This window comes from Pseudomonas sp. B21-051 (assembly GCF_024748795.1).
Classification (GTDB): Bacteria; Pseudomonadota; Gammaproteobacteria; order Pseudomonadales; family Pseudomonadaceae; genus Aquipseudomonas; species Aquipseudomonas putida_A.
In genome coordinates this window covers 5,471,018-5,489,292 of sequence record NZ_CP087166.1, presented here as the reverse complement: position 1 = coordinate 5,489,292, position 18,275 = coordinate 5,471,018, and the positions used below count along the sequence as shown (strand labels likewise).

The 18,275-nt window shown below is 61.4% G+C and carries 17 protein-coding genes and 1 pseudogene; 8 read left to right on the top strand and 10 right to left on the bottom strand.

Translation table 11 applies throughout. The features are described 5' to 3' along the window. Window positions 1–109 precede the first annotated feature (109 nt). From LOY52_RS24785 to fdhA, 3 genes and pseudogenes are all read left to right on the top strand, one after another. Window positions 110–747: pseudogene (locus LOY52_RS24785) on the top strand (sarcosine oxidase subunit gamma). Between the two features lie 222 nt (window positions 748–969). Further along, entirely contained in the window at window positions 970–1,827 is an 858-nt protein-coding gene (gene purU / locus LOY52_RS24780; RefSeq protein WP_097089069.1) for a formyltetrahydrofolate deformylase, read from the top strand. A 152-nt stretch (window positions 1,828–1,979) separates the two neighbouring features. Further along, window positions 1,980–3,179, top strand: coding sequence for a formaldehyde dehydrogenase, glutathione-independent (gene fdhA / locus LOY52_RS24775; RefSeq protein ID WP_258676828.1), 1,200 nt, complete (start codon window positions 1,980–1,982; stop codon window positions 3,177–3,179). A gap of 117 nt (window positions 3,180–3,296) precedes the next feature. Here fdhA and LOY52_RS24770 read toward each other — a convergent pair whose 3' ends face one another. Together LOY52_RS24770 and LOY52_RS24765 are read right to left on the bottom strand one after the other, a co-directional pair. Continuing rightward, complete coding sequence (locus tag LOY52_RS24770) at window positions 3,297–3,971, bottom strand: anti-sigma factor domain-containing protein (protein WP_258676827.1); 675 nt, start codon at window positions 3,969–3,971, stop codon at window positions 3,297–3,299. Then, entirely contained in the window at window positions 3,968–4,603 is a 636-nt protein-coding gene (locus LOY52_RS24765) for an RNA polymerase sigma factor (protein ID WP_258676825.1), read from the bottom strand. Before LOY52_RS24765 ends, LOY52_RS24770 begins: the two co-directional genes overlap by 4 nt. A 148-nt stretch (window positions 4,604–4,751) precedes the next feature. On the opposite strand from LOY52_RS24765, the gene LOY52_RS24760 reads away from it, so the two are divergent. Beyond that, a complete protein-coding gene (locus LOY52_RS24760) occupies window positions 4,752–5,309 on the top strand; it encodes a DUF2780 domain-containing protein (protein ID WP_258676823.1) in 558 nt (185 codons plus the stop codon). Window position 5,310: 1 nt separating this feature from the next. Here LOY52_RS24760 and LOY52_RS24755 read toward each other — a convergent pair whose 3' ends face one another. Further along, a complete protein-coding gene (locus LOY52_RS24755; protein ID WP_047596479.1) occupies window positions 5,311–6,198 on the bottom strand; it encodes an acyltransferase in 888 nt (295 codons plus the stop codon). 310 nt (window positions 6,199–6,508) lie between these two features. Between LOY52_RS24755 and LOY52_RS24750 the strand changes: the two genes are divergently transcribed. The 3 genes from LOY52_RS24750 to creC all read left to right on the top strand — a co-directional run bounded on the left by LOY52_RS24750 (window position 6,509) and on the right by creC (window position 9,179). Beyond that, window positions 6,509–7,012 carry an ATP-dependent zinc protease gene (locus LOY52_RS24750; protein ID WP_007962587.1) on the top strand — a complete coding sequence of 168 codons (504 nt, stop codon included), beginning with the start codon at window positions 6,509–6,511 and terminating at the stop codon, window positions 7,010–7,012. 68 nt (window positions 7,013–7,080) lie between these two features. Then, the gene (creB, locus tag LOY52_RS24745) at window positions 7,081–7,761 is read left to right on the top strand and encodes a two-component system response regulator CreB (protein WP_258676820.1); all 681 of its coding nucleotides are present in this window, start codon (window positions 7,081–7,083) and stop codon (window positions 7,759–7,761) included. After that, the gene (creC, locus tag LOY52_RS24740; RefSeq protein WP_258676817.1) at window positions 7,761–9,179 is read left to right on the top strand and encodes a two-component system sensor histidine kinase CreC; all 1,419 of its coding nucleotides are present in this window, start codon (window positions 7,761–7,763) and stop codon (window positions 9,177–9,179) included. Before creB ends, creC begins: the two co-directional genes overlap by 1 nt. Before the next feature lie 22 nt (window positions 9,180–9,201). Here creC and LOY52_RS24735 read toward each other — a convergent pair whose 3' ends face one another. Continuing rightward, a complete protein-coding gene (locus LOY52_RS24735; RefSeq protein ID WP_258676815.1) occupies window positions 9,202–10,212 on the bottom strand; it encodes an acyltransferase in 1,011 nt (336 codons plus the stop codon). 143 nt (window positions 10,213–10,355) lie between these two features. Between LOY52_RS24735 and creD the strand changes: the two genes are divergently transcribed. After that, window positions 10,356–11,726 (top strand): cell envelope integrity protein CreD, encoded by a 1,371-nt coding sequence (creD, locus tag LOY52_RS24730; protein ID WP_258676813.1) that lies wholly within the window; start codon window positions 10,356–10,358, stop codon window positions 11,724–11,726. Between the two features lie 172 nt (window positions 11,727–11,898). Here the strand turns inward: creD and LOY52_RS24725 are convergent, their stop codons facing one another. From LOY52_RS24725 to LOY52_RS24700, 6 genes are all read right to left on the bottom strand, one after another. Further along, window positions 11,899–12,528, bottom strand: a complete 630-nt coding sequence (locus LOY52_RS24725; protein WP_258676811.1) for a glutathione S-transferase — start codon at window positions 12,526–12,528, stop codon at window positions 11,899–11,901. Window positions 12,529–12,660: 132 nt separating this feature from the next. Then, complete coding sequence (locus LOY52_RS24720) at window positions 12,661–12,840, bottom strand: hypothetical protein (RefSeq protein ID WP_258676809.1); 180 nt, start codon at window positions 12,838–12,840, stop codon at window positions 12,661–12,663. Continuing rightward, window positions 12,837–13,961 carry a PepSY domain-containing protein gene (locus LOY52_RS24715; protein ID WP_258676807.1) on the bottom strand — a complete coding sequence of 375 codons (1,125 nt, stop codon included), beginning with the start codon at window positions 13,959–13,961 and terminating at the stop codon, window positions 12,837–12,839. The genes LOY52_RS24720 and LOY52_RS24715 overlap by 4 nt, the downstream gene beginning before the upstream one ends. A gap of 74 nt (window positions 13,962–14,035) precedes the next feature. Beyond that, window positions 14,036–16,462: a TonB-dependent siderophore receptor gene (locus tag LOY52_RS24710; RefSeq protein WP_258676805.1), complete on the bottom strand. Its 2,427-nt coding sequence runs from the start codon at window positions 16,460–16,462 to the stop codon at window positions 14,036–14,038. 243 nt (window positions 16,463–16,705) lie between these two features. Then, the gene (locus LOY52_RS24705; protein ID WP_258676804.1) at window positions 16,706–17,677 is read right to left on the bottom strand and encodes a FecR domain-containing protein; all 972 of its coding nucleotides are present in this window, start codon (window positions 17,675–17,677) and stop codon (window positions 16,706–16,708) included. Beyond that, window positions 17,674–18,192 (bottom strand): RNA polymerase sigma factor, encoded by a 519-nt coding sequence (locus tag LOY52_RS24700; RefSeq protein ID WP_258680039.1) that lies wholly within the window; start codon window positions 18,190–18,192, stop codon window positions 17,674–17,676. Before LOY52_RS24700 ends, LOY52_RS24705 begins: the two co-directional genes overlap by 4 nt. Window positions 18,193–18,275 lie beyond the last annotated feature (83 nt).

Below are 18,275 nucleotides of genomic sequence, written 5' to 3'. Positions count from 1 at the left end.
AGCAGGCTCGCTCCCACATTCGACCGCGTTTCCCCTGTGGGAGCGAAACTGATCGCGAAAGCGGCAGATCAGCCACCGCAGGAACCAACAGAATTCAGGAAGGTGCTTTATGACCACAGCCAATGTTTACCAGCAACGCCCGACCACCGGGGCCCGTGCCGAGTCGTCGCTGCACCATGCCGACCTCGCCAGCCTGGTCGGCAAGGGGCGCAAGAAACGCCGGCGTCGTCGTGCGTGAAAAAGAAAACTTCTCGGTCACCTGACCATTCGTGGCGATGGCCACGATGCAGCGTTCGCCGCTGGCGTGCACAAGGCCCTCGGCATTGAGTTGCCGGGCGCCCTGAGCGTCATCGTCAAAGGCGAAAACCAGCCTGCAATGGATGGGCCCGGACGAGTGGCTGCTGATCGTGCCAAGCGGTGAAGAATTCGCCGCCGAGCAGAAACTGCGCGAGGCGCTGGGCGATCTGCACATCGCGATCGTCAACGTCAGCGGCGGCCAGCAAGTGCTCGAACTGAGCGGGCCGAATGTGCGTCAGGTGCTGATGAAATCCACCAGCTACGACGTGCACCCGAACAACTTCCCGGTGGGCAAAGCGGTGGGCACGGTGTTCGCCAAGTCGCAGCTGATGATTCGCCACACCGCCGAAGACACCTGGGAAACTGCTGATCCGCCGCAGCTTCTCGGATTACTGGTGGTTGTGGCTGCAGGATGCGTCGGCCGAATACGGCCTCAGCGTTCAGGCGTAACACTAAGTGGTTGCCGCGATTGCATCTTGTGGCGAGGGAGCTTGCTCCCGCCCGGCTGCGAAGCAGTCGCAAAAAACTGCGAGCGTATTCTTTCTGGAAGAACGCGGTTGCTGACTTTAGGGTCGCTTCGCAACCCAGCGGGAGCAAGCTCCCTCGCCACAGAACTCATTCGCCACAGAGTTCACTCTGCTCACAGATGTTGAAAACAGGAGTCACCGCACCATGAGCCGCGCCCCAGACACATGGATTCTGACCGCCGACTGCCCCAGCGTGCTCGGCACGGTGGACGCGGTGACGCGTTTTCTGTTCGAGCAGGGTTGCTACGTCACCGAGCACCATTCGTTCGATGACCGGCTCTCGGGTCGTTTCTTCATTCGCGTGGAATTCCGTCAGCCCGACGGCTTCGACGAGCAGTCCTTCCGCGCCGGCCTCGCCGAACGCGGAGAGGCGTTCGGCATGGTCTTCGAGCTGACCGCTCCGAACTATCGGCCGAAAGTGGTGATCATGGTTTCCAAGGCCGATCACTGCCTCAACGATTTGCTTTACCGCCAGCGCATCGGCCAGTTGTCGATGGACGTGGCGGCGGTGGTGTCCAACCATCCGGATCTCAAGCCGCTGGCCGACTGGCACCAGATTCCCTACTACCATTTCCCCCTCGACCCCAACGACAAACCTTCGCAAGAGCGTCAGGTGTGGCAGGTGATCGAAGAGTCCGGCGCCGAACTGGTGATCCTTGCCCGCTACATGCAGGTGCTGTCACCGGAGTTGTGCCGCAAACTCGATGGCAAGGCGATCAACATTCACCACTCACTGCTGCCGGGGTTCAAGGGCGCCAAGCCGTATCACCAGGCCTACAACAAAGGCGTGAAACTGGTCGGCGCCACGGCGCATTACATCAACAACGACCTCGATGAAGGGCCGATCATCGCCCAGGGTGTCGAGGCGGTGGATCACAGTCATTACCCGGAGGATCTGATTGCCAAGGGGCGGGATATCGAGGGCCTGACCCTGGCCCGGGCCGTGGGTTATCACATCGAAAGAAGGGTGTTTTTGAACGCCAATAGAACCGTCGTTCTTTAGATCGCTAAAAGATCGCAGCCTTCGGCAGCTCCTACAGGGGATGCGCCTTATGTAGGAGCTGCCGAAGGCTGCGATCTTTTGATTTACCGAGCACTTAACGCGCTGCCTGCCTGGGCAACGCGGTTCCATAAAAACAACAGCGAGGTGAAAGCATGTCTGGCAATCGTGGTGTGGTGTATCTCGGCGCTGGCAAGGTCGAAGTACAGAAAATCGACTATCCGAAAATGCAGGACCCGCGTGGCAGGAAGATCGAGCACGGGGTGATTCTGCGTGTGGTGTCCACCAACATTTGTGGCTCCGACCAGCACATGGTGCGCGGCCGTACCACGGCGCAGACCGGTCTGGTGCTGGGCCATGAAATCACCGGCGAAGTGATCGAAAAGGGTTCCGACGTCGAGAACCTGAAAATCGGCGACCTGGTCTCCGTCCCGTTCAACGTGGCTTGCGGGCGCTGCCGCTCCTGCAAGGAGCAACACACCGGCGTCTGCCTGACCGTCAACCCGGCCCGTGCCGGCGGTGCCTACGGTTATGTCGACATGGGCGACTGGACCGGCGGCCAGGCCGAATACTTGCTGGTGCCGTACGCTGACTTCAACCTGCTGAAACTGCCGGATCGCGACAAGGCCATGGAGAAAATCCGCGACCTGACCTGCCTCTCCGATATCCTCCCGACCGGTTATCACGGTGCAGTGACGGCGGGCGTTGGCCCGGGCAGCACCGTTTACATCGCCGGCGCCGGCCCGGTCGGTCTGGCCGCTGCGGCCTCGGCGCGTCTGCTGGGGGCGGCGGTGGTGATCATCGGCGACGTCAACACCATCCGCCTGGCGCACGCCAAGGCTCAGGGTTTTGAAGTGGTCGACCTGTCCAAGGACACGCCGCTGCACGAGCAGATCGCCGAGCTGCTGGGCGAGCCAGAAGTCGATTGCGCGGTGGATTGCGTGGGCTTCGAAGCGCGCGGCCACGGGCATGACGGGGTGAAAGCCGAAGCCCCGGCCACCGTGCTCAACTCGTTGATGGGCGTGGTGCGCGTCGCCGGCAAAATCGGTATTCCGGGCCTGTACGTGACCGAGGATCCGGGTGCCGTGGACGCCGCCGCGAAAATGGGCAGCCTGAGCATCCGCTTCGGTCTGGGCTGGGCCAAATCCCACAGTTTCCACACCGGCCAGACCCCGGTGATGAAGTACAACCGCCAACTGATGCAGGCGATCATGTGGGACCGCATCAACATCGCCGAAGTGGTCGGCGTGCAGGTCATCAGCCTCGACCAGGCGCCGGAAGGCTACGGCGAGTTCGATGCGGGTGTGCCGAAGAAGTTTGTGATCGATCCGCATCGGTTGTTCAGTGCGGCGTAAGTAAAAAGGGCGACCCACGGGTCGCCTTTTTTAGATCAAAAGATCGCAGCCTTCGGCAGCTCCTACAGGGATCGATGTAGGAGCTGCCGAAGGCTGCGATCTTTTGACTTTATGCAATCACAGAGCAGCCAAGGCGCCCTGGTAAAGCACCGGACCCGTCGGCTGCCCGGTCGGCGAACCACCTTTCGGCTCCAGACTCACCGCCAGCGCAATCTGCTGGCCGATCAAGACTTTCTGCGCCGCGCTCAACTCGACCTTGCCTTTGCCGCCTGCAGGAATCACCCCCAGCGAAATCGGCTTGCCGTCTGCCGGTATCGCCCACAGTTCCAGGCTGCGATCTGGCCCGACTGCCCCCAATGTCAGCGGTTCGACTTGCAGATAGTCTGCATGCGCTTCGACCTTCAGCGCCGGTTGCGCATCGGCACTCAGCAGGGTGGCGCGGTAGCGGGCGTCGTCGCGGTTGTACAGGGAGCCGAGGAATACCAGCACCACGATCGAGCAGAGTGCGGCGGTGACTCGCAGCCAGTTCCAGAACGGACGTTTTTCCGGGACGTGCAGCACTTGCGGCTCTATGCGTGCGGTGATGCCTTGCCACACCCGATCCGGCACCGGTTGCTCCGGTAGCGTTTCGGTCAGGCTGGCGAGGCTCTCCTGCCAGTGCGCCAACTCGGTTCGCAGTGCTGCGTCATCCAGCAGCAATTGTTCAAAGCGCCGACGCGCCGCCACCGACATCAGGCCAATGGCGTAATCGGCAGCGAGGGCGCGGCGCAGGGCGGGGGTCTGGTAGTTCATGATTCAAGGCACCTGCGCAGACGTTCCATGCCACGGCGAATCCACGATTTCACCGAACCCAGCGGCGCGGCCAGGTGTTCGGCCAGTTCCGCGCAGGACAGGCCCTGAAAGTAAGCGACGCTGATCGACTGGCGCTGCATGCCGTCGAGGGTGTCCAGGCAACGGTGCAGTGCGCTGGCTTCGCGGCTGCTGTTCAACAGGTCGTGGGCCGAAGGGCCTTCGTCCGGCAGGGTGTCCTGTTCGAAATCGGTCAGCGGCCGTTCGCGCTGTTTGCGTAGCTGGTCGATGGCCTGATGGCGGGTGATGTTGATCATCCAGGTCAGCGGCGCCGACAGATGGGCTTCGTAGCGCGAGGCGTTGTTCCAGATGCGCACGAAACTTTCCTGCAGCACTTCTTCGGCCAGATCCGCCCGGCCCATGAAGCGCAGGGCCACGCCGTGCAGACGCGGGCCAACGCTGCGATAGAGCGTTTCGAACGCAGCACGGTCACCCAGTGAGCACTGGGCCAACAGCTGGCGCAACTGATCGGGGGCGGCAATGGAAATGACGACTCTCCAGGCAATGGGCGGGCGACAAGAGCGCTGCTCGGGCTGTTCACAGGCTAGTTCAGCGACAGCGCTTGTGCCATTCATCTCGGGTTATCCGCGGTTTCACGTTTTATATACGTGGCTATGCTGAAAATGGATGCGCCGGCGAGGAACATGCTGGCTGAAACCCGGTCAAACCGGCAGTTTTACCGCCTATTGAGGGGCGGTCACCACAGTGCAAGAGGATGTCTGAATGAAGATTTCACGCGGTATTGCCTTGGCTTCACTGATGACCCTTGCGGCTGGCCCGGTGTTCGCAGGGTTCAGTCTGGACGATGTGACCAAAGCGGCTGCAAGCATGCAGGGCGGTAACGCAGCTACCGCCGCCGCACCGACCTCGGAAACCGCCGGGTTGCTGCAAGCGGTCACCGGTCTTGGTGTGACGCCGCAGCAAGCCGTCGGTGGCACCAGTGCCATGCTTGGCCTGGCCAAGAACCAATTGAGCAGCACCGATTATTCGCAGTTGGCCAAAGAAGTGCCGGGCATCGACAAACTGTCGGGCGGCAGCGGCAACCTGGCGGCGTTGAGTGGTTTGCTGGGTTCGTCGGGCAAGTCCGCCGGGCTGGAAAACGCGCTGGGCAACGTCAAGGACACCAACGACCTGAACAACGCCTTCGGGGCCTTGGGCATGGACAGCGGCATGGTCGGCCAGTTTGCCCCGGTGCTGCTCAAGTACCTGGGTGACCAAGGCGTCGGCGGCCCGATTCTGCAGAGCCTGGGCAGCATCTGGGGCGCCGGCACCGGTAGCTGATTCAGCTGCGCTCGCCGCGCAGTTCGCTGATGCGCTGATCCTTCTCGGTCCAGAGCTGGTTGACCCAGTTCTGGACCTGCTGGCGAAACAGCGGATCGTTTTCGTAATCGCCCTGCGACAACGCCGGGTCTAGTTCGCGGGTCTGGATGTCGACGATGACGCGCGGCACGCTGCCGCTGATCAGATCCCAGAACCCCGGAATCTTCTGCTGTGGATAAACCACAGTCACGTCGAGCAACGCATCGAGTTGTTCGCCCATCGCCGCCAGAACAAACGCCACACCTCCCGCCTTGGGTTTGAGCAGATGCTTGAACGGTGACTGCTGCTGCGCGCTTTTCGCCGCGGTGTAGCGGGTGCCTTCCAGATAATTCACCACCGTCACCGGCTGGCGTTTGAACAGCTCGCAGGCCTGTTTGGTGATTTCCAGATCCTTGCCCGCCAGCTCCGGATGTTTCGCCAGGAACGCTTTGCTGTAGCGCTTCATGAACGGGTAATCCAGCGCCCACCACGCCAGCCCCAGAAACGGTACCCAGATCAGCTCTTTCTTGAGGAAGAATTTGAAGAACGGCGTGCGCCGGTTGAGGGTCTGGATCAGCGCTGGAATGTCGACCCATGACTGGTGGTTACTGACCACCAGATACGAGGTGTCACCGCGCAGGTCTGCGCCGCCGCGAATGTCCCATTGGGTGGGGATGCACAGGCGAAAGATCAGCTTGTCGATTTCGGCCCAGGTCTCGGCAATCCACATCACCGCCCACGAGGCGTAATCGCGCCAGCGCCCGGGCGCGATCAGCTTGAGCAGGGCAAAGACCAGCAACGGCCCGATCAGGATCAGGGTGTTGAGCAACAGCAGCAGGGTGACGAAACAGCCGGTGAGCAGGCGGCGCATAAGCAACTCTATGAAGGCGGATGGGCGCGCCATGATAAGTTGCTTCGGGCGACAGGCCAAATCGGTGGTGACGAATGTTTCACTTTTGGGCCGGTATGCTTTGCTCAAGATTCATTTTGAATGGGCTGGCCTCTTCGCGAGCAGGCTCGCTCCCACAGGAGATTTATGTGGTGCGCAAGATTGCATGCACACAGAAGATCCAATGTGGGAGCGAGCCTGCTCGCGAAGGCGGACTTGAGGCGAACCAATTGCCCGTCCGCTGTCTAAAATCTCGCGTCTGACGCCCTCATTTTCCAAGGAAGCCCTCTACGTGAAATCCCTCCTTGCACTGTTTGCCCTCGTCGCCCTGCCGGTCATGGCCGCCGAACCGACCCTGTACGGGCGTTATGAATACATCGCGCTGCCGGAAATCGGCGGAGAGGTGCTCAAGGCCAAGATGGACACCGGCGCGCTGACCGCCTCGCTGTCGGCCAAGGACATCGAGACTTTCACCCGCGACGGCGAGAACTGGGTGCGTTTCCGCCTCGGCACCAAGGATGCCAGCAACAAGGTCTACGAACACAAGGTCGCGCGGATCAGCAAGATCAAGAGCCGCTCGGATGAAGAGGACGAGGGCGACAGCACCGAAGTCGCCAAGCGTCCGGTGGTCGATCTGGAACTGTGCCTGGGCAACGTCAAGCGCACCGTTGAGGTCAATCTGACCGACCGCAGCAACTTCAACTACCCGCTGCTGATCGGTGCCAAGGCCTTGCGCGAGTTTGGCGCAGCGGTGAACCCGGCGCGGCGTTTCACCGCCGACAAGCCGGACTGCTAAGTGGCCTCATTGACGTAACGTCAGGCTTGGGGCACCGTTCGCGCACTTAACCCATGGGCTCGGACGCCATGCCTCATATCCTGATTGTCGAAGACGAAGCGGCGATTGCCGACACGCTGATTTTTGCCCTGCAGGGCGAGGGGTTCGCTACCACGTGGCTGAGCCTCGGCGCGGCGGCGCTGGAGTTTCAACGGCAGACCCCGGCTGACTTGATCATTCTCGATATCGGCCTGCCGGACATCAGCGGTTTCGAAACCTGCAAACAGCTGCGGCGCTTCAGTGAAGTGCCGGTGCTGTTTCTCAGTGCCCGGGACGCCGAGATCGATCGGGTCGTGGGGCTGGAGATCGGCGCCGACGATTACGTGGTCAAGCCGTTCAGCCCACGGGAAGTTGCGGCGCGGGTGCGGGCGATTCTCAAGCGCATGGCACCGCGTCCTGTGGTTGAAGCCTCCTCGGCACTGTTTCGCATCGACCCCGAGCGTGTGCTGATCATCTATCGCGGCCAGCCATTGAGCCTGACCCGCCACGAATTCCGCCTGCTGCAATGCTTGCTCGAACAACCGCAGCGAGTCTTCAGTCGCGAGCAATTGCTCGATGCGCTGGGGGTTGCCGCCGATGCCGGCTACGAGCGCAGCATCGACAGCCACATCAAAAGCGTGCGCGCCAAATTGCGTCTGGTGCGGGCCGACGCCGAGCCGATCCAGACCCATCGCGGCCTCGGCTACAGCTACAGCCCGGGGCACAGCTGATGTCACTGGGGCTGCGGATTTTTCTGGTGTATGTGCTGTTTGTCGGCCTGACCGGTTACTTCGTGCTCAACACGGTGATGGAAGAAATCCGCCCCGGTGTGCGCCAGTCCACCGAAGAAACCCTGGTCGACACCGCCAACCTGATGGCGGAAATCCTGCGTGATGATTTCAAGGCCGGCACGCTCAGCGAGAACCGCTGGCCCGAATTGCTGCGTGCCTACGGCGAGCGTCAACCACAGGCGACGATCTGGGGCTTGCCGAAAAACCAGGTCAACCACCGCATCTACGTCACCGACGCCAAAGGCATCGTGGTGCTGGATTCCAGCGGCGTGGCGGTCGGGCAGGATTACTCGCGCTGGAACGACGTCTACCTGACTTTGCGTGGTGAGTACGGCGCTCGTTCGAGCCGCAGCGATCCGAATGATGCGAACTCCTCGGTGATGCACGTCGGCGCGCCGATCCGCGACAACGGCCGGATCATCGGCGTGGTTACCGTGGCCAAACCCAACAGCTCATTGCAGCCTTATGTCGATCGCACCGAGCGGCGCTTGCTGTTTTACGGTGCCGGGCTGATCGGCCTCGGCCTGCTGTTCGGTGCTTTGCTGTCGTGGTGGCTGAGCCGCGCGCTGCACCGTTTGACCGGCTACGCCCAAGCGGTGAGTGAAGGGCGCCGGGTGGAAGTGCCGCGTTACCGTGGCGGTGAGCTGGAACAACTGGCGACGGCGGTGGAGCAGATGCGCACCCAGCTCGAGGGCAAGGCTTACGTCGAGCGCTACGTGCACACCCTGACCCATGAACTGAAGAGTCCGCTGGCGGCGATTCGCGGTGCAGCGGAGTTGCTGCAGGATGAGATGCCCGCGATTCAGCGCTTGCGCTTTGTCGGCAACATCGACAGCGAAAGCGCGCGGATGCAGCAGTTGATCGAGCGGCTGTTGAATCTGGCGCAAGTCGAGCAGCGCCAGGGTCTTGAGGAACGGGTGGCGGTGCCGCTGGCCGGACTGGTCGAGGAGTTGTTGCAGGCGCAGGCGGCGCGGATCGAGGGGCGGCGGCTCAGGGTCGAGCAGGCGATTGCGCCGGATCTGTTATTGATTGGCGAGCCGTTTCTGTTGCGTCAGGCGTTGGGCAATCTGCTGGAGAATGCGCTGGATTTCACCCCGGTCGCCGGGTTGCTGCGCTTCAGTGCCGAACGTGTGGGGGAGCAGGTCGAGTTGCGCTTGTTCAACGAAGCAGCGGCGATTCCCGAGTATGCCTTGCCGCGCTTGAGTGAACGGTTTTACTCGCTGCCGCGCCCGGACAGTGGGCGCAAGAGCACCGGGCTTGGGCTGAACTTCGTGGCAGAGGTGGCCAAGTTGCATGGCGGCCAACTGTCGATCAGCAACGTGTCGGGCGGTGTGCAAGCCGTTCTGAGCCTGCCCTGAAACCTGACGGGCAGGCGCAAGCTCAGGGTGGGGACGAGGCCGCTGCGGTGTGCTGAAGCTTTTTCCGATGGGCGATGTTCAACGCTGGCTGCTCCACCAGACGCCATGAAGCGATTGCCAGCGCGATCACGATCAGCGCCGAGACAAACATGGACGGCAGAAAGCTCAGGTGGGATTTGTTGATGACCAGTTGCTGGACCGGGAACGCATACAGGTAGATTCCGTAAGAAATATCGAATCGGCCCCGGATACTTTTGTCGACGTAGAGCAGGCCCAGACTTAAGGTGACCAGCGCACAGCCCAGCGTCGCCAGCACTGTGGCCAATGGGGTGCCGACGCTGAGGTAGATCAATCCGGCCCCCACCGTCAGAGCGATCGCCAGTCCACGGGTGTCGCTGAGGTACTGTTTGTGAAAGGCAATCACGGAACCGGCAAAGAAAGCGATACCAGCACCGCAATAGGTCGCCAGTTTTTGCGCCATGGCGCCGGACACTGCACTACTCAAGACATACGTTGCCACGGCAAACCCCGTCAGCAGGATCCATGGCAACAGAGCTTTTCTATAAAGACCGAGGGCCGCCGCCAGCAGCAAGTAAAAGCCGAATTCGATTTTCAGTGTCCAGAGGCTGCCATTGAAGGACTCGTCGAAGATAAATCCATCGGTAATCTGTTCGATGGTGGCGCGGCCGAAAACCGAGATGCGCAAGAAATCGATCAGCGCACTTGAGCCTGGGACATAACCTTCGGCAAACAGAGCTCCGGCGATATAAGTCATTGTAAAGGCACAGAGGATCAGTGCCGGAAATATGCGGGCAACGCGCTTGGTCAGGTAGTCGGTAAAGCTTGTGGAATTGACGAAGCTGCGGGTGATCAGCAGACCGGAGATCGCAAAGAACGCGGTCACGGCGATCCCGCCCAGCGAGTTGAAGCCGGCGATGCCCGGCTCTGGCAGACCCCACAGCGCAAAGTGATGGCTGACCAGCACCATGAGTGCCGCAATGTGCCTGATCAAGTCGAATGAGTTGTTGCGCAACCTACGGGCCCTTTAGTTGAACATTGCCAGGGTTGAAAGGAAAAAGCGTTTTACAGGTATTTCCACACAAAGCCCACATAACCTCCACAACAAAACCATACATCGCTTTCAGACTCGCTCCATTCCAACACGGGAGCGTTCTCATGAATCGAAGTCTGACAATAAAGCTCGGGGCGATTGCCCTGCTGATCTTGCTGTTGCTGATCCCGCTGCTGATGATTGACGGCATCATCAATGATCGCCAGCAACTGCGCGATGGTGTGCTTGAAGACATCGCGCGCAGTTCCAGCTACAGCCAGCAACTGAGCGGGCCGGTGATGGTGGTGCCGTATCGCAAAGTGGTGCGCACCTGGAAGACCAACGAGAAAACCAGTCAGCGCTACGAAGAACTGGGCGAAGAGCGCGGTCGGCTGTACTTTCTGCCGGAGCGTTTCGAGCTCGACGGTCAGGTGCAGACCGAGCTGCGCAATCGCGGTATCTACGAAGCGCGACTGTTCCATGCCGACAATCGCATCAATGGGCATTTCTCGTTGCCGGCGCAGTTGGGGATCAAGGAAGACTTTGCCGATTACCAGTTCGACGCGCCGTTTCTGGCGGTGGGCATCAGCGATATTCGCGGCATTGAAAACGCGCTGAAACTGGAACTCGACGACCAGCGCCTGGACTTCGTACCCGGCACGCAACTGGGCTGGCTCGGCGAAGGCGTGCGGGTCACGCTGCCGGCGCTGGATACCCGTAACGCCACGGAGCTGACCTTCGGTTTCGACCTGCGCCTGCAAGGTACCGGTTCGTTGCAGGTGCTGCCGGTGGGCAAAAGCAGTCACGTCAGCCTTGCCGCCAACTGGCCGCACCCCAGTTTTATCGGCAACTTCCTGCCGGGCAAACGCGAGATCAGCGACCAGGGTTTCAGCGCCGATTGGCAGACCACATTTTTCTCCACCAACCTGCAAGAAGCGATGAGCCGTTGCGTGATGGGCAATGACTGCGAGGCGTTCAACGGGCGCAGTTTTGGTGTGAGTTTCATCGATCCGGTGGACCAATATCTGAAGAGTGATCGGGCGATCAAATATGCGCTGTTGTTCATCGTCCTGACGTTCGCCGGTTTCTTCCTGTTTGAAGTGCTCAAGAGTCTGGCAGTACACCCGGTGCAATACGCGTTGGTGGGGGTGGCGCTGGCGTTCTTCTACCTGTTGCTGCTGTCGTTGTCGGAGCACATCGGCTTTGCCCTGGCGTATCTGTTGTCGGCCAGTGGCTGTGTGCTGTTGATCGGGTTTTATGTCTGCCACGTGCTGCACAGCGTGCGCCACGGCCTGAGTTTTTCTGCGGGATTGGCGGCGTTGTATGGCCTGCTGTATGGCCTGCTGAGCGCCGAGGATTACGCGTTGCTGATGGGTTCGCTGCTGTTGTTCGGTCTGCTCGGGGTGTTCATGGTGCTGACGCGCAAACTCGACTGGTACGGGATCGGGCAGAAACCGGCCAAGCCGCTGGAATTTGATGTGGGGGCGATGCAATGAGCGGGTTGCGTGAGGATCAGCGCTGGAAGGAAGCGTTGGTGACGCGGATTGTCGGGTTTCTGCCTTTGGATGCGAGCTGGTGCCTTCGCGAGCAGGCTCGCTCCCACAGGAGTACGCATTCCAATGTGGGAGCGAGCTTGCTCGCGAAGGGGCCGGATCAGACGCCGCAGACTTAAGGCTTGGGCATGGTGGCAACCATGGACGGTCGCTGGCTCACCTCGAAATACCAGTTGGCCAGCTGTGGATTGGCGCTGCGCCAGTCCAGATCCGGATGACGCAGATCGATGTAGCCCAGTGCGCAAGCGACGCTGATTGCGGCCACGTCGAAATGGCTGGTCAGTTCGGCAATGGCGTCACTTTCCAGATAGGCCAGGGCGCGACGGATCTTGTCGCGCTGGGCGTCGAGCCATTCATCCCAGTGTTTTTCCGGGGCGCGCAGCACCAGTTCGTAACGCACCATCACCGAGGCGTCCATGATCCCGTCGGCCATCGAGGCCAGGGTCAGGCGCCGCCAGCGAGCCGAACCTTCGCGAGGGATCAGCGGATTGCCGACGTGTTGCTGGTCGAGGTATTCGAGGATCACGCGGCTGTCATGGATCACGCTGCCGTCGGCAAGACGCAGGGCGGGAATCTTGCCCAGCGGGTTGTCGGCGTTGAGCGCAGCGTCCGGGCTGACCGGGCTGAGCACGCAGTCTTGCAGGGCGACGCGATCCTGCTGTCCGGTCTCGTGCAACAGCACCATCACTTTGCGCACGAACGGGGAGAGCGTGTTGTGAAACAGGGTCATGCTGGGGGCGGACATTGGCAAACCTCGGTGGTGATCAAGAACAGCAGGTTAGCCGTAGGAGCTGCGGAACGCTGCGATCTTTTGCTCTTGATCTTGAAAAAGCATCAAGAGCAAAAGATCGCAGCGTGCCGCAGCTCCTACAGGTGTTCAGTTTCGTGGCAACAAACCTCTTAGGGCCAGATACGCCGGCACGCCCAGCCCGATCCAGCTCAACGCATCCCAGATCCCGTCCCCCAACAACGCCGAAAACAACCCCGCCGCACTCAGCAGCGCGATCACCAGCGGTGTGCTGAAGACCTTCCAGAAATTGCTCTGACGCGGCTTCATGCAGCAGCCTCCAGCGGCAGTGGTTTCGCCGCTTTACGTCGCACCACCCAGAGGTACACGCCGCTGCCGAGGACGATGATGGTCAGCACGTCGAGGGTTGCCCAGAGGATCTTCATTGGCATGCCGCCGTAGTCGCCGAAGTGCAGCGGCTGGGACATGCCCATGGCGTCCATGTACCACGGGCGCTCGGCCACAGCGGTGACCTGCAGGGTGCTGGCATCGATCAGTACCGGCGTCAGCAGGTGCGAGGTCAGGTGCGTGCCGCCCTTCATGAACACCGCGTAATGATGCTCGCTGGAAAACCGCGTGCCGGGGAAGGCGATGAAGTCCGGGTTCATCCCCGGCGCCACGTCGCGGGCGATGTCGAGCAGGCGGGTGGCCGGGGCCAGTCGGGTCAACGGCGGGCCATCGCGGTAGGGCGCGACCATGGCGGTCAGCGTGTCATTGCGCCACGCGGCGATGAGCAGGTCGGCGCAGGCGCTGATCACTCCGGTGACGCCCACCACCAGTGCCCAGGTCAGGGTGACGACGCCGATCAGGTTGTGCAGATCGAGCCAGCGCAAGCGGGTGGACTTGTCCTGACGCACGGTGCCGAACTGCAAACGGCGCATGAACGGCAGGTACAGCACGGTGCCGGAAATAATCGCGACCACGAACAGCACGCCCATGAACGCCAGCAGCAGTTTGCCCGGCAACCCGGCGAACATGTCGACGTGCAGGCGCAGGATGAACAGCATCAGCCCGCCATTGGCCGACGGGGTTTCCAGCGCTTCACCAGTGCGCGCATCGAGCATGAAGGTGTGCGAGGAGTTCGGCTCGGTGCCGGCGGTCTTCGCCATGATTGTGAGCACGGCATTGGGTTCGTCGTCTTCGAAACCGAAGTACTGCACCACTTCACCGGGGCGATGCTTTTCTGCCGCCTCGACCAGTTGCGCCAGGTTCAGGCGCGGCGTGTCGGCCGGCATCTCGCGCACTTGCGGGGCATCGCCGAGCAGGTGCTCGATCTCGTGATGGAAGATCAGCGGCAGGCCGGTCAATGCCAGCAACAGCAAAAACGCGGTGCAGATCAGGCTGCTCCAGGTGTGGATGAACGACCAGCGGCGAATTGTTTTACTTTTCATTTCATGACCTTCAAAAACACCGAAGCCGTCCATGAAGGACGGCTTGGTGGCAGGACCTGTTTCAGTTCACGCGGTTACCACTTGTAGGTGGCGCTGGCGACGACGCTGCGCTGGTCGCCGTAGTAGCAGTAGAAGCCGTCGCAGGTGGAGATGTAATCCTTGTCGAACAGGTTGGTGGCATTGACCGCGACCGATGCACCTTTGAGGCTGTTGTCCAGGCGACCGAGGTCGTAATGCACGGAGGCATCGAACACGGTGTAGGCATTGGCCTTGCCCAGCCAGGTGTTGCCCTGATCGCCATAGGTGTTGCCGGTATAACGCACGCCACCGCCGATACCGAAGCCGTCGAGCACGCCGTTGTGCCAGGTGTAATCGGTCCACAGCGAGGCTTGCTGGTTCGGCATCAGTTGCAGGCGATTGCCTTTGTAGTCGCCTTTCTGCACTTCGGACTTGGCCAGGGTGTAGGCGGCAATCACTTTCAGGTTATCGGTGACGTCCGAGGTCGCCTCCAGTTCCAGGCCTTTGACTTTCACTTCGCCGGTCTGGCTGGTGATCGGGGTATTGCCGACGGTGGTGGTGACCGCGACGTTTTTCTGCGTCAGGTCATACACGGCGGCGGTCAGCAGGGTCTTGCTGCCCGGTGGCTGGTACTTGACGCCCATTTCCCATTGCTTGCCTTCGGTTGGTTTCAGCGAACCGGTGGAGGAGGCGTCGGCGCCGGTGGTTGGCTGGAAGGATTCGGCGTAGGAAATATACGGGACGAAGCCCGAGTCGAACACGTAGCTGAGCGCTGCGTTACCACTGAAGTTCTTGTCGCGCTGGGTGTTGGTCGCGTCGGCCTTGTTGAAGAATTTGGTGCCGGTGTGAACCCAGTCTTCACGACCGCCCAGCGTCAGGCGCCATTGGTCGAGGGCCATCTGATCCTGCACATAGAGGCCGGTCTGGTAGGTCTTCTGGTCGTAGTCGTAATACGCCGTCGAGCGATCCGGACGAACGATCGGCTGGCCGTAGATCGGGTTCAGCACGTTGGTTTTCACGCCGTCACCGTAGATCGACAGGTAGTTGGTGTTGCTGCGCTGGTGATCCAGCCCCAACAGCACGGTGTGGCGAATGTCACCGGTGGCGAAGTCGGCCTGGAAGTTGTTGTCCACCGCGAACTGGCTGATGTCTTCGTCAACGCTGGTGCTGGTGCGCCCGACGTTACCTTGATCGTCCACCATGGTGTACGGGTAAGAACCGACGGTCAGGGCCTGGAACGACAGGTCCGACTTGGTGTAACGCAGGTTCTGCTTGAACTGCCAGACATCGTTCAGCCGGTGTTCGAAGGCATAGCCGAGCGCGTAGTAAGTGCGGTCGTAGTATTCCCAATCCGGGTCGCCGAGGTTTTTGTGGTGCGAAACGCTACCGAACGGCATGTCGATCTTGGTGCCCTGCACCGGCAGGAACTGGCTGGTAATGCCGGTATCGTCGCGGGTGAACTGGCTCAGCAAGGTGAATTTGGTGTCGTCGTCGATGTTCCAGGTCAGGCTCGGTGCGATGTTGTAGCGCTTGTTTTCGATGTGATCGATTTGCGTGTCGCTGTCGCGCACCACACCGCTGATGCCGTACAGAAACTGCCCGGCATCGTCGATCTTGCCGGTGCTGGCGAAATTGATCTGGCGATGGTTGTCGCTGCCGTACTGCAACTGGATTTCGCTGCTGGCGTCGCTGCTCGGGCGCCGGCTGACCATGTCCAGCAGGCCGCCCGGCGGGGTCTGGCCGTAGACAGAAGAGGCCGGGCCGCGCAGCAGGGCGAGGCGATCGAGGTTCCAGGTTTCCTGTTTGGGGTTGGCGTACACGCCTTTGGGCAGCGGCAGGCCATCGAGGAACTGGGTCGGCTCGAAACCACGCACGCGCAGCCAGTCGGCGCGAGTGTCGCTGCCGTAGCTGCTGGCGGTGATGCCCGGCATGTAGCGCACGGCGTCATCAAGGCTGTGCACGCTGCGGTCGTCCATTTGCTGACGGGTCGCGACCGAGATCGAGCGCGGTGCTTCGACCAGCGCGGTGTCGGTCTTGGTGCCGGCGGCGGTGCGGGTGGCGGTGTAGCCTTCGACCGGGCCCCAGGCCGTTTCCAGGTTTTCCACGCCGATCACTGCGGTTTCCGGCAGCGCCAGTGTCCCTTCAGGCACGGCAACCAGGGTGTAGGTGCCGGTGCTGCTTTGTTCAAGTTGCAGACCGGTGCCTTGCAGCGCCGCGCGCAGAGCGCCGGCGGCATCGTACTGACCGTTGACCGGCGCCGAGGTCTTGCCCGCGGCCAGCGACGGATTCAGCGACAGCGCGAGGCCGCCCTGGCTGGCGATCTGGTTCAGGGTGGTCGACAGCGGAGCGGCCGGCAAATTGTAGGCGCGCACGCTGGAGGCCTGCTCAGCGGCGAGCAACGGGTTGCTGATCAACGGCGCGCTGAGGGCAATGGCGACTGCCAACAGACTGGGGCGCAACAAGGTGTCTAGCGAACGGGACATGCGAAGGCTCCTGAATGGAAATATTTCTCAATTGCCTGTGTGCCGGACGAGAATTGAAAAGTGATAGGGCTGGATGAAAATAATTTCGATTAACTGAAAAAGGGGTTGCTGAAGGAGTGGGCAGAGTCTTTTCCAGGGTGCTACCGATGACCCATTCGCGAGCAGGCTCGCTTCCACAGGTGAATGCATTCCAATGTGGGAGCGAGCCTGCTCGCGAAAGCGATTTGCCAGGCACCAGATAAATCAGGGTTTGGTATCAGCCTTCGCCACCGTGACCCAATACGGTGTGTGCTGCTCGATCTGCACCGGCAGGGTCGGCAGCAGGGCGCTCAAGGCCTTGTCGGTGTCGTGCAGCGGGAAGCTGCCGGTGATGCGCAGATCAGCGACTTCCGGGGCGACGCCCAGATAGCCCCGGCGATAACGACCCAGTTCATGCACCAGGTCTTCCAGTCGCGCGTTGTCCACCACCAGCATGCCGCGGGTCCAGGCATCGGCACCGGGCGTGAGCGCGGCGACCGCATCGAGGCGGTCATTGCGGATCAGCACCTGCTGGCCTTCGCGCAGGATCTGCTCGTCAGGATGACTTTGCGGATGCGCCGCCACCGCCGATTGCAGGACGCTCAGGCGCGTGCCTTGGTCTTCACGCTTGACCAGAAATCGCGTGCCCAGCGCGCGCATGCTGCCTTCGCGCGTCTCGACGATGAACGGCCGCGCATCACCGTGACCGGTCTCGACCATGATCTCGCCGGCCTGCAACACGATCAGCCGCTGCCTGGCATCGAAGCGCACATCCACCGCGCTGTGGGTGTTGAGATTGAGCACGGTGCCATCCGCCAGCCGCACCGTGCGCTGCTCGCCGGTGGCGGTGCGTTGATCGGCCAGCCAGTAATCCAGCGGCAGGTAGCGATCACCGGCAAACAGCGCCAGACCGACCATCGCCAGCACGCTGGCCAATCCGCTGCCAAGCTTGCGCACTCGGCGTCGAATGCCTTCGCGCGATTGCAGCAACGCAGCGCGGGCAGGACCGTTGGCGACGCTGAAGCGCTGATCGAGCATGCCCAGCTGGCGCCACGCGCGGGCGTGTTCTTCATGGGCCGCATGCCACTTGGCAAACTCCTCGCGTTCCAGTGGACTGCCGGACTCCAGCGACAACTGCCAGGCAATCGCCGCGTCCAGCACCTGAGCCGAAACCGGTCTGGAACTCGCCGGGTTCATGTCGGCTCACCGTACAGGGCGATGTAACATTGGCGAATGCCTTGCGCGAGGTACTGCCGCACGCGGGGCACCGAGACCCCGAGCTTCTCGGCGATTTCCGCATGGCCGAGGCCGTCGAGGCGGTTATACAGGAATGCGGCGCGGGCCTTGGTCGACAGTTTGCCGAGCAAGCGGTCGATGGCCTTGAGGTCTTCGAGGATCAGTTGCTGTTCTTCCACCGAAGGTTGTTCGCCTTCGGGGATCAGCATCAATTCGGTGAGATAGGCCTGCTCCAGCGCGGCGCGGCGGAAGTAATCGAACAACAGGCCCTTGGCGATCGCCACCAGAAACGCCCGCGGTTCGCGCGGCGTCAGCAGTTGCTCGCGACCGAGCAGGCGCACGAAGGTGTCCTGACTGAGGTCTTCGGCCCGCTGCGGGCACGCCACGTTGCGCCGCAACCAGTTCAGCAGCCAACCGCGATGGTCGCGATACAACGCACCGACGAGTTCACTGTGAGGGCTTGGGACTGACGACACCAGACGCACCGATTGGGAAATGTTAACCAACGAGAATTGTTCGCGATTCTCGCAGAGGTGGGAATGGTTAGCAATTGGCCACT

Bases quoted from the DNA above. Each gene is read 5' to 3' on its own strand.
- purU (WP_097089069.1), top strand. From the start codon at position 970: ATGAGCCGCGCCCCAGACACATGGATTCTGACCGCCGACTGCCCCAGC.
- fdhA (WP_258676828.1), top strand. From the start codon at position 1,980: ATGTCTGGCAATCGTGGTGTGGTGTATCTCGGCGCTGGCAAGGTCGAA.
- LOY52_RS24770 (WP_258676827.1), bottom strand. From the start codon at position 3,971: ATGAACTACCAGACCCCCGCCCTGCGCCGCGCCCTCGCTGCCGATTAC.
- LOY52_RS24765 (WP_258676825.1), bottom strand. From the start codon at position 4,603: ATGAATGGCACAAGCGCTGTCGCTGAACTAGCCTGTGAACAGCCCGAG.
- LOY52_RS24760 (WP_258676823.1), top strand. From the start codon at position 4,752: ATGAAGATTTCACGCGGTATTGCCTTGGCTTCACTGATGACCCTTGCG.
- LOY52_RS24755 (WP_047596479.1), bottom strand. From the start codon at position 6,198: ATGCGCCGCCTGCTCACCGGCTGTTTCGTCACCCTGCTGCTGTTGCTC.
- creB (WP_258676820.1), top strand. From the start codon at position 7,081: ATGCCTCATATCCTGATTGTCGAAGACGAAGCGGCGATTGCCGACACG.
- creC (WP_258676817.1), top strand. From the start codon at position 7,761: ATGTCACTGGGGCTGCGGATTTTTCTGGTGTATGTGCTGTTTGTCGGC.
- creD (WP_258676813.1), top strand. From the start codon at position 10,356: ATGAATCGAAGTCTGACAATAAAGCTCGGGGCGATTGCCCTGCTGATC.
- LOY52_RS24725 (WP_258676811.1), bottom strand. From the start codon at position 12,528: ATGTCCGCCCCCAGCATGACCCTGTTTCACAACACGCTCTCCCCGTTC.
- LOY52_RS24720 (WP_258676809.1), bottom strand. From the start codon at position 12,840: ATGAAGCCGCGTCAGAGCAATTTCTGGAAGGTCTTCAGCACACCGCTG.
- LOY52_RS24715 (WP_258676807.1), bottom strand. From the start codon at position 13,961: ATGAAAAGTAAAACAATTCGCCGCTGGTCGTTCATCCACACCTGGAGC.
- LOY52_RS24710 (WP_258676805.1), bottom strand. From the start codon at position 16,462: ATGTCCCGTTCGCTAGACACCTTGTTGCGCCCCAGTCTGTTGGCAGTC.
- LOY52_RS24705 (WP_258676804.1), bottom strand. From the start codon at position 17,677: ATGAACCCGGCGAGTTCCAGACCGGTTTCGGCTCAGGTGCTGGACGCG.